Origin of the sequence: Stackebrandtia soli (assembly GCF_965137155.1) — a bacterium.
Taxonomy (GTDB): domain Bacteria; phylum Actinomycetota; class Actinomycetes; order Mycobacteriales; family Micromonosporaceae; genus Stackebrandtia; species Stackebrandtia soli.
Genome location: NZ_CBCRZX010000011.1, coordinates 107,708 through 121,447 on the forward strand (window position 1 = coordinate 107,708; position 13,740 = coordinate 121,447).

Genomic DNA, 13,740 nt, shown 5'->3' on the forward strand with positions numbered 1-13,740 from the left:
GCCGGGCCGCCGCTGTCCGTCCTCATCGGAGGCTGATGGCGGCGCCGGAGACTCAGGCGGAGACCGGTCGTGACCGTGCCGCCAGTGCCGCGTGGTGCAGCGCGCCGTCCAGGGAGGCGTTGCGGTCCGGGGGAAGCCAGCGGATGGCCGGCGGGTCGGCCAGTTCGTCGTTGAGCGCCTTCTCGACGCGGGCACGCAACAGTGGATGGGCCGACAGGCCGCCGAAGACCACCACCGCATCGGCGTCGAGGACGTGCTGGCAGAACGTGATGGCCCGGCCCACGGCGTCGAGACGGGGCAGCACCACGGCGGCGACCTCGGGATCGACCTTGGCCCGGTCGAGGAGCTCCTGGGCCCCGGTCAAACCAACCGAGGCGGCGAGTCGATCGAAGGCGCGGCCCCCGGCGAACTCCTCCAGCCGCACCAGTGCCCCGTCGGCGTCCCCGGCGGGGACCCGGCTGTAGCCGATCTCGCCCGCCGCGCCGCGGGCGCCGGGCCGCAGCACCCCGTCGACGACGATGCCAGCGGCGGTGCCGGTGCCGAGCCCGACGACGAGGCCGACGCCCTGTCTCGGAACGACACCGGCGGCCAGTTGGGCGGCAGCGGCGGCGTTGAGGTCGTTGACCAGGGCCAGCGGCGCGCCAGGAAAGACATCCTCCACTAGGGATGGCAGGTCGAGTTCGTCGAGCCCCGGAACGTTGTCGGCGAGCCGGATCACGCCGTTACCGACCGCGCCGGGCACCGCGACTCCCACGGCCGCGACGGCACCGTCCGCCAAAGCGGCGGCCGTCGACAGTGCCCGGTCCACGACGTGGGCCGCGCCGCGGTCGGCCTCCGTCGGGATGCGGCGAGTTCGCCGTTCCCCGTCGACGAGGATCGCGATGTCGACCTTGGTGCCGCCGACGTCGATACCGACGAGCGGACCGGTCGACGGTTCCGGGCCCGCTGTGTCTTCGACCTTCTCGGGCCGGGGGTGAGGATCGGGGACCGGACACGCCATCTCGGCGCCGCACATGGCGACGCGCCGGTCGGCACCGTTCACGCGTCGGCCTCCTCGATGCGCTCGCGAACCGCCGCGTCGAGTCGGGAGGCGGCGGCGCGCTGTCCGTCGAGGAACGCGTCCAGTCGCGCCCGGTGCCCGGCGAAGGACTCGCGGAGTCCGGCGATCTGGCCCGCGACGGCGGCGGTGCCGGGTCCCTCTGGCTGCGGCCGGTCGAGAACGGCCCGGGGCGACAGCGACGCGTGCAGCATCGCGTCGACGAGTTCCGGCGCGATCGTGAGATCTCGCTCGGCGGCGGTCGCGGTGACGAGCTCGGCGTCCCAGGTCGCCGGCGGTTGTTTCGCCAACAGCGCGGCGAGCAGACCGTGGGCCGCACGGAACGGGACCCCGCCCATCGACAGCGCGTCGGCGGCGGCGGTGGAGGTGGCCCCGGCGGCGACCATCGTGACGTCGTCGGGCGGCGATGCGGGTTCGACGACCTGGAAGAGCCGGTCCATCATGCGCAGGAAGCGGAGCGCGCGATCGTTGGACTCCCACAGTCGGGTCTGGATGTCGGTGGTGGCGTTGTTGGAGTCCTCCCACCAGGCGGCGGCGATGCCGCCGACCACCGCGGTCTGGTCGGCGACCGCTGCGATCGCCATGGATGCCATGTGTTCCAGCACAACGGGATTGCGCTTTTGCGGCATGGCGCTGCTGCCCTGGCAGAACTCGTCGGGGACGGCGATCCAACCGAAGGCCATCCACTCCTGGAGGACTCGGGCGACCCGGGCGCCGGTGGCGAGGGTCCGGGCGTTGGCGGAGACGACACCCGTGAAGTGGTCGGCCCCGGCGACGGCCGAGTACGCGTTGGGTACGACGTCGGCGAAACCGAGCAGGTCGGCGACCCGCGCCGACGAGATCGGCAGGTCGGTCCCGGCGATGACGGCGGCACCGAGTGGCGAGCTGTTGAGTTCGTCGAGCACCGCGAGGTAGGCGGCGGCCTGGCCGCGCAGCGCGTCGGCGTAACCGGCGAGTACGTGCCCGATGGTGGTGGGTTGGGCGGGCCGGCGGTGGGTGTACGCCAGGACGGTCGTGGCGCTGCCGCGCTCCGCGGCGTCGAGCACCGAGTCGGCGGCGGCGAGGAGCTCACCGAGGATGGCGGCGATCTCGTCGCGCAGGATCATCCGGAAGACGCCGGCGTCGAGGTCGTTGCGGCTGCGCGCCAGCTGCACGTCCAAATCGGACTGCGAGATGCCGGCCTCGGCGGCCAGGTTGCGTTCCAGCGCGAAATAGACGTCCTCGAAAGTGCCGTCGTACTCGGGCAGCTCGACGGGGCGGCTCCGGAGCCGGTCGAGCGCCGCCAGCAGCGAGGCGGCACGCTCGGCCGGCAGCACCCCGCACTCGGAGAGCATCACGACGTGGGCCCGGCTGGCCTCGACCATCGGCGGGTAGAGGCGCGGCCCGTGGTGGTGGTATGTCGGCAGCAGGTGATTGCGTTGGTAGACGCTGAGCATGGTCATCCGTTCTCTCGACGGCCCCGGGTCGCGGGGCGTTCCAACTCGTGCGGCCCGGGCACACCGGTGGTCGGCGACTCGGGTTCGGGGCGGGCAAGCCATTCGGCGACGAGGGCGTGCAATTGGCGTTCGGCGCGTCGGCGGATCTCGTCGGCGCCGTCCTGCGTCACCATCGACAACCTGCCCGACCAGCCCTGCCACGGCGCCGGGTGCGACTCGACGAGGACATGGTCGGCGGTCTGGAGACGGGGCCGCGGCGGGAGGTCGTCGACGCCGTCCAGGCGGACCGTCTCGGGGTCGAAAGCCAGCACTCCGGCCGTCTCGAACGCGCCGCCGTGCCCGCGGGCCGGTCCGGGCCCGAGGATCTCGGCGGTCTCGGTCCAGGGGACGAGTTGGAACCAGTTCGCCAGCAGGATGCTCACCGGTAGCTCGCCGGAGACCCATTCCATCGCCGCGCGTGCCGTGGACATGTTCGCGTCGTGGGCGTTGAGGACGAGGACGCGACGGAATCCGTTGCGCGCGATGCCGAGCAGCACCTGGCTCAGATAGTCGACCATGGTGTCCGGCCGCACGGCGACGGTGCCCGGGTAGTGCCTAGTCTGGCCCGGCACCGCGGTGAGGCTGACCGTCGGGTACCGCACGGCCGTCCAGTCGCCGCCGTCCAGCGCGTCGGCGAAGCCGTCGGCGAGGATGGTGTCGGTGCCGAGCGGCAGGTGCGGTCCGTGCCATTCGATGGCACCGACCGGCAGCACCGCGAAGTCGGCGGACGCGACCACGTCGGCGACGTCGGCGCCGGTGACGCGCCTGATCGGGATGACGGTCATGTTTGCCTCTCCCTCCCGCCCCGCGACTCCAGGCGCCGGGTGACGAGCATGATGACGAAGATCAACGCCACCTGGAGCATGCCGTACGCGGCGGCGGTGCCCATGTCGAACGAGTAGAGCCGGTTGCTGATCGCCACCGAGATCGGTTGGGTGGCCTTGGTGTAGATGAGGACGCTCGCCACGAACTCGCCGACGCCGTTGACGAACGCGAGCAGCGCGCCGGCGAGGATTCCTCGGTGGATGACCGGCAGCGTCACGGTGCGGAACGTCCGCAGCCAACCGGATCCCAGACTGCGGGCGGCCTCTTCCAGCGCCGGGTCCATCTGCGCGAGCGAGGCGTTGGTGGAGCGGAACACCAGTGGCATGAACCGGACGAAGTACGCCAGCGGCAGGATCCAGAAGGTACCGACGAGGACATTGCCGAAGCTGAAGACGTTGGCCTGACTGAAGGCGCTGATCAGGTTGACGGCGACGACGGTGCCGGGCAGCGCCCACGGCAGCATCACCGCGAGGTCGAGCAGCCCGCGACCGACGAAACGGTAGCGCCGGGTCAGATAGGCGGCGAGCACGCCGATGACGATGCTGGCGGCCGTCGCGACAGCGCTCATCGACAGCGAGTTGGCGATGGGCCGGAAGGTCCGTTCGTCCCCGAACAGGTCCACGAAGTTCTGGAAGGTGTACGCCGACGGGATGATCTGGCTGGTCCAGGATCCGTTCTGGGAGAACGCGACCAGCGCGATCGTCGCGACGGGGGCGAGCAGGACGACGGTGGCCAGAATGCTGCCGGCGAACGCCGTCCAGCGCCCGACCGCGGTGCGTACCTCGCGGCGATGGTGGGCGACGCCCTTCGACATCGAGCGGAAGCTGCGACGCCCCTCGTACCAACGCATCCCGAGCAGGAACACCAGCGAGATGATGGCCAGCATCGACGAGTAGGTCGCCGACATCGGCAGGTTCCCGTTGGTCCGGTTGAGGACGATCTGCATCGTCATCATGCTGTCCACGTTGAACAACAGGGGCGCGGTGTACGAAGCCATCGAGACCATGAACACGATGAGCGAACCGGACACCAGCGCCGGTGTCAGCATCGGCAGGGTGACGGTGCGCAGCGTCCGCAGTCGCCCGGAACCGAGATTCGCCGCCGCCTCCTCTATGGACGTGTCCATGCCGACGAGCGACGCCGACACCGCCAGGTAGAAGAACGGGTACATGGTGAAGGTGTGGACGACCAGCACCCCGACGATCCCGGTCGCCGGCAGCACCGGGGAATCGGTGCCCAGCACCGATTGCAGCCAGCGCGGCACGATGCCGATGTTGCTGTACAGCATCTGGAACGCGACCGCGCCGATGAGCGGCGGCAGCGCACTCGGAATGAGGATGATGGCCTCGATGAGCCGACGCCCCGGGAAGTCGAAGCGCGCCAACAGGAACGCCATCGCGGTACCGACGACCGCGCAGCACACCACACTCGCCAGTGCGATGCCGATCGAGGTGAGCACCGCCTCCATGGCCACGCCGTCGGGATTGAGGAACTGGCCGTAGTTGGCGGCCGCGCCGTCGCCCAGTCCGCTGACACCCGCCGTCTGCAGCATCGGCGCGACGATGAATCCCCACAGGACGATGACCAGCGGGATGCTCAACAGGTACGGGAAGGCCCGCGACGAGGAGATGTCGCCGATACGCTCCCTCAGCCCGCGACGCGCGGGCGGCGCCGCCGCCGTCATTCCGCCACCGCCCGGACCCGGGCGGCGTCCGGGACGACGCCGACCGTCTCGCCGACGGCCGGGGCGCTCGCGGCGTCGACCAGTGCGACGGTGACGACGGCGTTGCCCAGCGTGGCGGTGACGGTGGTGGTGAGACCGGTGAACTCGACGGCGGTGACCGTAGCCGGTAGCGCGCCGGCGGTGCCGGGCGCGGCGAGCGTCAGGTGTTCGGGGCGGATCGCCAGCCGGATCCCGCCGGCCGGGTCGACGTGCGCAGGCAGCGCCGTCTCGATCTCGACGGTCGCGTCGCCGGACCGCAGCGCGACGACCGGCCGGCGGTCGTCGCCGCCGACGGCCGCGGCGTCGAGAACGTTGCTGTTTCCGATGAAGCGGGCCACGAACGCGGTGCGCGGCTCGTGGTAGATCTCCTTCGGCGTGCCGACCTGGTGGACCCGGCCGGCCTCCATGACGGCGATACGGTCGGACACCGCCATCGCCTCCGCCTGATCGTGCGTCACGTACAGCGTCGTCGTGCCGGCCTCGACCTGGATGCGCCGGATCTCGCGCCGGGTCTCCTCGCGGAGCTTCGCGTCGAGATTGGACAGCGGTTCGTCGAGCAGCAGCACCCGCGGCCGGATGACCAGCGCCCTGGCGAGCGCGACCCGCTGCTGTTGACCGCCGGAGAGCTGATCGATGCGGCGCTTCTCGTACCCGTTGAGGTGGACCTGGGCGAGCGCCTCGACGATCCGCTCCCGACGGGCGGCGGCGCCGATCCTGCGGACCTTGAGTCCGTAGGCGACGTTCTCGGTGACGTTGAGGTGCGGGAACAGCGCGTAGTTCTGGAAGACCATGCCGGTCCCGCGGCGATGCACCGGACGCCGGGTCACCTCGTCGTCGTCGAAGTACAGCTTGCCCGAGCTCGGGTAGTAGAACCCGGCGACCATGCGCAGGGTCGTGGTCTTGCCGCACCCGCTCGGCCCGAGCAGGGTGAAGAACTCGCCGCTGGCGACGGTCAGGTCGACGTCGCGGACTACGGCGGAGTCAGCCCGGCGGGTGAAGCGCTTCGTGATCTCGACGAGGCGGATCTCGGTCATGGAGGGGTCCTTCGATGGTGGTTCTGGGGAGGGCTGGGGTGGCCCTCCCCGGGGTGATCACTTGTTCTTGATGTTGTTCAGCCAGTGGTCGACCCATTCGGCCTCGTGCTCGGCCGCGATCGCCCAGTCCACGTCGAGCGGGACGATGTCGAGGTCGGCCAGCCAGCTCGGCTGGGCTTTGATCTCGGTGACCGGGATCTGGAAGTAATCCTCGGCCAGCGTGGACCGCAGCTCGACGTCGTACAGGAACTCGGCGAAGAGCTTGCCGCCGTCGGTGTTGGGGCCGTCGGCGACGATCCCGAGACCGTCGACGAGCACCGGCGTGCCGGAGGACGGGATGAGGAAGTCGAACGGCATGTTGTTCTGTTCGATCTGGATCAGCGTGTCCTGGAGATTCCAGAGACTGACGACGCCGGACTGGCGGCTGAGCTGGAGGTACAGGTCGGCCGGGTCGGCGGCGTAGGTGGTGGTGTTGGCGTCGAGCGCGGTCAGGTAGTCGTAACCGGGCTGTGGGTCGGAGCCGTCGGGAGACTCGCGGAGGATCATGGCGTCCCAGATGGACCGCATGCCGCCACTGGCGGCGACGTCGCGGATGATGATCTTGTCGCGCCACTCGGGGTCGATCAGGTCGTCCCAGTCCTGCGGCGCGCTGTCGGCGTCGAGGACCTCGTTGTTGTAGACGATCACCTGCGGCAACTGGTACTCCGCGAACCAGCGGTCGTCGGCGTCCCGGTACATCGGGTCGATCTGGTCCTTGAACGACGGGTCTGACCAGGCCTCCAGGAGACCGTCGTCGGCGCCCAGGCTCAGTGCCTGCTGGGTGCCGCCCCACCACAGGCTCGCCTGTGGATTCTCCTTCTCGGCGCGGACGCGCTCGGGAATCTCGGCGGCGCCCATGGTGAGCACCTCGACCTTGCCCGCGTACTCGGGGTACTTCGCCTCGAACTGCTCGACGACGTACTCCGAGATCGGTTCGGCCCGTGAGGTGTAGATGAGCAGTGAATCGGTGCCGGAGTCGCCCTCGCTGGGCGCACTCGTGCCGCATCCGGCGAGGGCGACGGCCACGGCGGCGACCACCGCACCGGTCACGACGGCTTTGCTGCGACGCATGGTGTGGTTCCTTTCTGGATGGTGGGGTCGTGCTGGGTTCGGTGTCTTGATCGCTTGTTCGTCAAGGGCACTCACCGATGTGCGTCGACTGCGGCGAAGGCTCGCCGCGCCGCGCCGAGCCTCAGGGCGTCGACGCCGACGACCAGGTCGACGACGACCTCCTTCGGCCAGTAACGCCGAAGCCGGTCCTGCAACGGAGCGATCCCGGGACGCCCCGCTGCGGTGAGTTCGCCACTGAGCAGGACGAGGGTGGGATCGACGATGCAGACGACGGAGGCGATGGCGCGTGCCCACGAGTCGACGGCCTCGTCGTACAGCCTGGCCGCTTCCGGGTCGGAGGCCGATCGGTCGAGGAGGACGACGAGGGGGTGCTCGTCGTCGCCCGTCGCGATACCGCGTTCGCGGGCCTGTGCCCGCAGGCCATCGGCGGACCAGCGCCGCTCGAAGTCGCCGACCTCGTCGCGTTGGAACGCCCCGGCCGTCAGCGGCAGGAAACCTATCTCGCCGGCGTGTCCGTGGGCGCCGGTGCGGACGGCCCCGTCGAGCATGAAGGCCGCGCCGATGCCCGTCGGACCGACATGCAGGAGTGCGATGTCGCTGACGCCCTCGGCGACGCCCGCGACGTGCTCGCCGACCATGATGAGGTTGACGTCGTTGTCGACGACGACGGGCAGCCCGGTCGCGGACTGGAGCAGTTCCGCCAATGGCTTGCCGCGCATGGACATCAGAGACGGTGCCAGGCTCAACTCGCCTGTGGTGGAGGCGACTCCGGGGACGGCGACGCAGACGGCGCGCAGTCGCCCGGCGACCTCGACGCCGAGTTCGCCGATGAGCCGGGCGATGTGCCCGACCGGGTCGACGTCGAGCACGGCGGTCCGGTGTGCCACCACATCGCCGTCCCACCCGGCGACGTGGATGTCGACGCCGACCCCGTCGGTCTCGACGACGGCGGCGAGCTCGGCCGCACCCTCGAAGCGGATGAGTGTCCCGGGACGGCCGCCCCGGGAACGACCGGCGCCGATCTCGGTGAGCAGTCCTTCCTCGATGAGTTCCCGGATGACCTGGGAGACGGTCGCGGCGCTGAGTCCGGTCTCCTCGACCAGAAACGCGCGGGAGAACTCGCGCAGTTCGCGCGCCTTGTCGATCACGACCTCCCGCCGTCGTTGACGTGACCGGGATTTGCTGATCGGGCTTGGCTTCGTCGCCGGGTTCATGCTTTGTTTCTATCATGTACGAAGAAAGTTGAGGCATCGGACGATCGGCCGACCTGAGTCACATCCGGGACCGACTACCGGTGAAGTCCTCGACATCGCCGGGACATCGCAACGCCATGCCTTGGGGGACCCGATTCATGACTGTCGTGCGGGAAGGCGTTGCGTGCGGGCCGCCATGATGGCGCAGTCGGCTGCGTCGATGAGCGCGTCACGAAACTGGCCGGTGATTTGGCCGTGGATCGTTCAGCCTGATGTGGACGAGTTCGTTCAGGTGATCACGCGGCGAAGCACCGGTGCCCGACGTTGGCACATCCGCAGTCCAGAACATCCCGTGCGCGGGGAGCAGAATTTCGGTCGTCACGTTCCGGTTCGTGGTCATGGAACATCCCCGCCGGCCGCGCCGCTGCGGACGTTGGGTCCGTGACGTCCTGCGCCCGAGTTGGACTGGCTGTCGACGGTGACACCGTTGACCATATTGGGCAGTTTGGGGCGGTTCTCGACTTTCCTGTAGCGGCCTTCCTGGGGAAGGTGCTCGCTATGTCGCATGGTGGGCAGCAGCCTCTTGCCGTTTGTGTCCCTCGCGTGGGGGAGGTGATTGGCTCGGCGGAGTGACGTTCGGGCCGCTAGGGCCGCATAGCTTGACGGCATGACTGTGACAATCGAACGTTCGAGAGTGTTCCTTCCGGCGCCTCGCTGGGCGGTACTGGCGGCGCACGCGGTTCCTTTGGTGGTGCTGCCGTCGAGTCTGTGGCGCGTCGGCCTGGTGCTCGATCTGCCCGTCATCGGCGCCTTGAATCCGCTATGGACTTTCACTCCGGTGGCGGAGGTCGTCTACATACTCCTGCTGAGCATCGTCGGTGAGGCGGCGGCTCTGTTGACTTTGGGGCTTGTCCGGCCGTGGGGCCAGGTGGCGCCGAGCTGGATTCCCTTCATCGGTGGTAAGCCGGTCAATCCGGTCGCCGCGGTCACGGCCTCCTGTGTCGGCGCGTTCTTCGTCCTGGTCGTCTGTGTGCAGATGGTCGCCGGGGGAGTAGGCGCGGGTTTCTCAGGAATCCTGAACGCTTCGGGTCAGGTGGTCATGGTGGCCTGTTACCTGCCGTTCCTGGCATGGCCGCCGCTGTTGCTGGCCGTCACCTACTCGTACTACCGGCGCAACCGCGCGGGCACCAGCTGAATGTTGGCGATGTGGGCCGAGCCTGGGCGTCCCCTGTTGTCTCTGGTTCGGCTCACCGGATGCTTTGTTCGGAGGGGACTGGGGACTGTACGAGAGCCTTGCTGCTGAACTTGCGGGTTCCCGTTCACCCTCCCAAGACCATCCCCATGCGCGGGGAGCAGAGGAGTTGACCTGGGTGTCTACCGGTGAGCAATGGCAGTTTTTACCAAGAGCATCTTCGTGGGGTTTTTCGAGTGTGACTCGGTTGGTCGAGTTTGGTCACTGTGAGCCCGTTCGGTTGAGGGTACGTGACTCGGTGGCCAGCGAGGGTTGTGGCGCAGTGTGGGATGCGGGCCGTCGCTATGGGCCGGTCGATTCGCGTCTTGGCGTCGATTGACTTCCGCTTCTGGATCGCGCGGAACCTGGTCTTTGTCTGGGCAGGGGAGACTGCTAGTCGGTGGGTTCGACGTGGGAGTCCCCATAGGTGCGTTGCGCGAATGCCGAGACGTCGGCCGGGAGTCGTACGGTGTTGCTCCTTCCAGGCTGTGCTCAAACAGGACCGATGCCGACCGCAGCGCCTCCTTGTCATCACCGCCCGACATCACATTTCCGGGTTGGTGCGTCGTTTCTCTCCGTGTCAAGGTCGCCGTTGTGCGCGTCTCGTTGTCGTACCGCCAACGATGATGGGAGAGACGATCATGGTCCTCCACAAGGAGCGCCGATATGTCGAGTGCAGCTTAAGAACTTCCTGGTTACGATGTCCACTGCGGATTGTCAGGCTTGCAAGTCGTTGGACGGGTGGGGGTGTGGACCGGTCGCATTAGAATTGTGAGTGTCTCCTGTCTCGACACTTCGAAGGAGTCCGTTCGTGTTTGAGATGTTCTCAAAGCTCGCTGAGATCCTGGTCGGTTTGCTGGACGGCGTCCGGCGGCGGCGTGAAATCGGCAAGGACGCGGTGCTGGCCCAGTGGTTGTTCGGTGTAGTCGATCAGCTCTTGGACGTCTGTGTACGAGGCGAGCGAATCCTGGGCGAACTCGATGCATGGTTGAATGGTCAAGGGGTGGATGGCCACCTTCCTGAGCTTCTGCGGAGCCAGAGCGTTGCCGTGGAGTTGCTGAGACGCGACTTGGACGCATCCCGGGCGCTTCTTGGCTCTGTCAGTGCCAACGCCTTTCTCACCCTTGCGCCGTTGGTCGATGAGAAGTCGGGATTGCTGTCACGGTGGGCTCAGCAGGTCACTCAAGCGGTGCATTCGAGCACGGCGGTGTTCTTTCTGCCTGGCGATGTTCTCGAATCGGTGCTCCGGCTGGCATCGGAAAGCGATGCATTCGATGGGGACCGGATCGAGTATGTCGTGGTTCTGGGGCAGTGCATTCGGGAAGCCAAGTCGCAGGAGGTTCGCGACCTCCGGAGCGTTGCGGCAACGGAGCACCAGCGATTGGAGGCGGACGTCCGGGCCGCTCGGGAGCGGCTTCAGAAGACGCGCGAGTGCTGTGTTGCGATGGTCTCGGATCTGGAACAGTCCATCGGAAGCGAGCCGGTGGCAGTCTTTCGGCGAAAGCTGATAGCTCAGTTGCCCGACCGCAAGCCGTAGGCGGTGCGTTTGGTCAGGCTCGGCCCCACACCTTCTGATACATGGCCACATCTCTGGGGACCACCTGGGTGGGGAAGGCGACCGAGCCGACGTCCGTTGCGAGAAGAGTGATGCGCGACAATCCGAGGCGGCGTGCGAGCTGTTCGGCATTCGTGTTGAGCTTCTGAAAGAGCCCCGACCCTCGAAAGCCCTCGGCCACACGGACCTCGTCCAGATTCATTGTGCCGGAGGGTTTGGCGAAGCTCATCTCCACGACCGCGCACAGTTCCGATCCACGCATCACCGTGACCGTGAGCTGGCCGTTCCCGTCTTCGCCCAATGTGACCTCCACTGAGGCTCCAGGCACTCGATACGTGAGGATCTCGGTGAAGAGTTTCGGGCTCAGCGGTATGTGTTGCCGCCACAGCGATGCATACTGTTCGTCCAGTCGGACGGCGGTGAGTTTGGGCGCGACCGCCTCGAAATCGGCGATCTGCACGTCGCCGACGGATTCTCGTGCAGCGAACGGAGACGTCCGCTTCCTCGGTGAGGTGCCTCGGTCTTCGGCGGCAGCCGCGAGGGACTCCCATCTCGGGTCCGATCTGAACATGCCGATTCCGATCTCTCCGTCAACAGCGCCCAGCGCCCCGAGCCAGCCGGACATCGTCCGAACCGGGCGCAGACCGAAGCTCATCGCGCCGAAGAGGAATCGTCTTATTAGGATCAGGTTGGCGCCGATCATGTCGAGATCCATATCGTCGTCGTAGAGCGCGGTGTGGAGCAAGTTGGCGGCGGCGTCCTCCATCTCGGAGTACGCCACGAGCGGCGGAGCCCCATTGATCACAACCGGAATACGGCTGTCCAGCTTGCCGTCGTGATGAGGCATGAACACGACGTCGAAGTCGGTCAAGATGAGGGGCCGCTCCTCGCCTCCGAGCTCGACGACGAACTCAACGGCCAGATCACCGGTCGGCCCGTGATAGGACGTGGCACGCCTGGTATCGGCCACTCTCCACATAAGCGTGTCGTCGATTTCCGGGACGAAGACGACGACGGTCCCGTCGTCGAAGGAGACCGTCGGTTCGGAGAGTATGGACAGAGCCGAGGCGAGCTGATTGACGTCCATCGTTGCCTTTCAACACAGGCGATGAAAGCTCAGAATATCGAAGATTGGTGGCTTCGCCGTCCTCGATCTCTTGCACCACAAGACTTCCAAGGATCGAAGGTGGCTTCAGTCGGAACCGTCGCTGGTGAACCGCCGTCATCGCCTTGGCGGCGCAACCGCAACCATTCCATCGCCGCTCTGTGTCCCACTGAGTATCTTTACAACCACATTCCCGACTGAAGAACCACGTGGCGGCACACCTGCTGAGATCAATGCTTGTGGTCTACCCCGCTGATCAGGAACAGGAACCAATGTGAACCCGGCACCACATGAACCGGCACCGTTCGTCCCCATTGAGGAACTCGAGACGGTCGCACCGCGAGCGATACGTGAGGCGTTGCCTGTAGGGGGTTGGAGGCTAGAACTGCTGTGGCAACTGGACCTACCCGTGCGGATGGTGTCCGTTAGGGAACTGGAGTGGTTGCTCGATCTACCGGTCTGGCAGGCATATGGACGGCACTTCGCGGTGAGTCCTCGTGATGTCATGGCAACACCCGATGTTCTGAGTTGCCAGCACGCCCGAACACTGCTCGCAGACCTCACGTATCCGATCCACCTATGTCTATGGCAAGGGCGCACGGTTATCCTGGACGGCTTTCATCGCCTGCTCAAAGCCGTGCTGATCGGCCGAGCCAGTCTTCCTGCGATGGAGTTGTCGGCCACCGACCTGATCTCCATCAGCCGCTTGCCCGCAACAACTGACAATTCACCGGAACCACTGATGCAATCGAAAACACCAACGGACATCTGAGCGAGAAATCTCAAGATCGGAGTCGCTACGGCCGAGTTCAACACTGAGATCGCCGATGATTCTCGGAGAAGAAGCCTCAGTTTGTGGGAAGGCCGCGAGTCTCATGGCCTCGGGTTCGGTCTTTCAGACGTTCGAGTACGAGGCCGATACTCGTCGATTGTCGCGAATGGTGGTGAGCCGGTCGTCGGTGTCGCCGAACCGGTTGCAGGAACTCGCCTTTCGAGTACGACGACGCGGGAAACGTCCTCAGTGTCACCGACAAACCGGAGGTCGAGACGGGCATCGTCGGTCGCAACGAGCGGCAGTGTTCCGAGTACGACCACCTGCGTCGCCTTACGGAGGAGGGGTGGCCATCGATATCGTCGTAGGCGACGGAATAAAACGTAAAGTGCATTTGCCGAAACGAAAATGAGGGGATTAAGTCTTATGAGTTTTGAGGATGAAGTCAATGAGGTTCTTGCTGATGGGCTTTATGACTGGGTTCCGTTGGATTATGTGATGATCGGAGCTAAATGTTACGCGGAGGAGTCGGGCATACCGAAGGAGGATGCGATACGGGAACTGATCGCTTATTTGTTGGGTGAGGGTTTGATGGTGGTGGGCGAGCTCGGTAATGGGTTCGAGGTGTGGGATATCAGTATTGATGAGGCGATTGGTCAT

Annotated in this window: 12 protein-coding genes; 4 read left to right on the forward strand and 8 right to left on the reverse strand. The window is 66.5% G+C overall.

Going from position 1 to position 13,740, the window contains the following annotated elements; genetic code table 11:
* Positions 1-52: 52 nt before the first annotated feature.
* The 7 genes from ACM9NP_RS09520 to ACM9NP_RS09550 form a co-directional block, all read right to left on the reverse strand.
* Positions 53-1,042 carry an ROK family protein gene (locus tag ACM9NP_RS09520; RefSeq protein WP_415646267.1) on the reverse strand — a complete coding sequence of 330 codons (990 nt, stop codon included), beginning with the start codon at positions 1,040-1,042 and terminating at the stop codon, positions 53-55.
* Positions 1,039-2,499, reverse strand: coding sequence for a lyase family protein (locus tag ACM9NP_RS09525; RefSeq protein ID WP_415646268.1), 1,461 nt, complete (start codon positions 2,497-2,499; stop codon positions 1,039-1,041). Before ACM9NP_RS09525 ends, ACM9NP_RS09520 begins: the two co-directional genes overlap by 4 nt.
* Complete coding sequence (locus ACM9NP_RS09530) at positions 2,496-3,317, reverse strand: creatininase family protein (protein WP_415646269.1); 822 nt, start codon at positions 3,315-3,317, stop codon at positions 2,496-2,498. The genes ACM9NP_RS09525 and ACM9NP_RS09530 overlap by 4 nt, the downstream gene beginning before the upstream one ends.
* Positions 3,314-5,041 carry an ABC transporter permease gene (locus tag ACM9NP_RS09535; RefSeq protein ID WP_415646270.1) on the reverse strand — a complete coding sequence of 576 codons (1,728 nt, stop codon included), beginning with the start codon at positions 5,039-5,041 and terminating at the stop codon, positions 3,314-3,316. Before ACM9NP_RS09535 ends, ACM9NP_RS09530 begins: the two co-directional genes overlap by 4 nt.
* A complete protein-coding gene (locus ACM9NP_RS09540; protein ID WP_415646271.1) occupies positions 5,038-6,114 on the reverse strand; it encodes an ABC transporter ATP-binding protein in 1,077 nt (358 codons plus the stop codon). Before ACM9NP_RS09540 ends, ACM9NP_RS09535 begins: the two co-directional genes overlap by 4 nt.
* A gap of 57 nt (positions 6,115-6,171) precedes the next feature.
* The gene (locus tag ACM9NP_RS09545) at positions 6,172-7,224 is read right to left on the reverse strand and encodes an extracellular solute-binding protein (protein WP_415646272.1); all 1,053 of its coding nucleotides are present in this window, start codon (positions 7,222-7,224) and stop codon (positions 6,172-6,174) included.
* A 71-nt stretch (positions 7,225-7,295) separates the two neighbouring features.
* The gene (locus ACM9NP_RS09550) at positions 7,296-8,438 is read right to left on the reverse strand and encodes an ROK family protein (RefSeq protein WP_415646273.1); all 1,143 of its coding nucleotides are present in this window, start codon (positions 8,436-8,438) and stop codon (positions 7,296-7,298) included.
* A 646-nt stretch (positions 8,439-9,084) separates the two neighbouring features.
* On the opposite strand from ACM9NP_RS09550, the gene ACM9NP_RS09555 reads away from it, so the two are divergent.
* Together ACM9NP_RS09555 and ACM9NP_RS09560 are read left to right on the forward strand one after the other, a co-directional pair.
* Positions 9,085-9,612, forward strand: coding sequence for a hypothetical protein (locus ACM9NP_RS09555; protein WP_415646274.1), 528 nt, complete (start codon positions 9,085-9,087; stop codon positions 9,610-9,612).
* Positions 9,613-10,459: 847 nt separating this feature from the next.
* Positions 10,460-11,185, forward strand: a complete 726-nt coding sequence (locus ACM9NP_RS09560) for a hypothetical protein (protein WP_415646275.1) — start codon at positions 10,460-10,462, stop codon at positions 11,183-11,185.
* Positions 11,186-11,198: 13 nt separating this feature from the next.
* On the opposite strand, the gene ACM9NP_RS09565 is transcribed toward ACM9NP_RS09560, so the two are convergent.
* Positions 11,199-12,290: a GNAT family N-acetyltransferase gene (locus ACM9NP_RS09565; RefSeq protein WP_415646276.1), complete on the reverse strand. Its 1,092-nt coding sequence runs from the start codon at positions 12,288-12,290 to the stop codon at positions 11,199-11,201.
* 292 nt (positions 12,291-12,582) lie between these two features.
* Here ACM9NP_RS09565 and ACM9NP_RS09570 point away from each other — a divergent pair, with 292 nt between their 5' ends.
* On the forward strand, positions 12,583-13,080 hold the full coding sequence (locus ACM9NP_RS09570; protein ID WP_415646277.1) for a hypothetical protein: 498 nt from the start codon (positions 12,583-12,585) through the stop codon (positions 13,078-13,080).
* Positions 13,081-13,506: 426 nt separating this feature from the next.
* On the forward strand, positions 13,507-13,740 hold a 234-nt coding region (locus ACM9NP_RS09575), incomplete at its 3' end, for a hypothetical protein (RefSeq protein ID WP_415646278.1).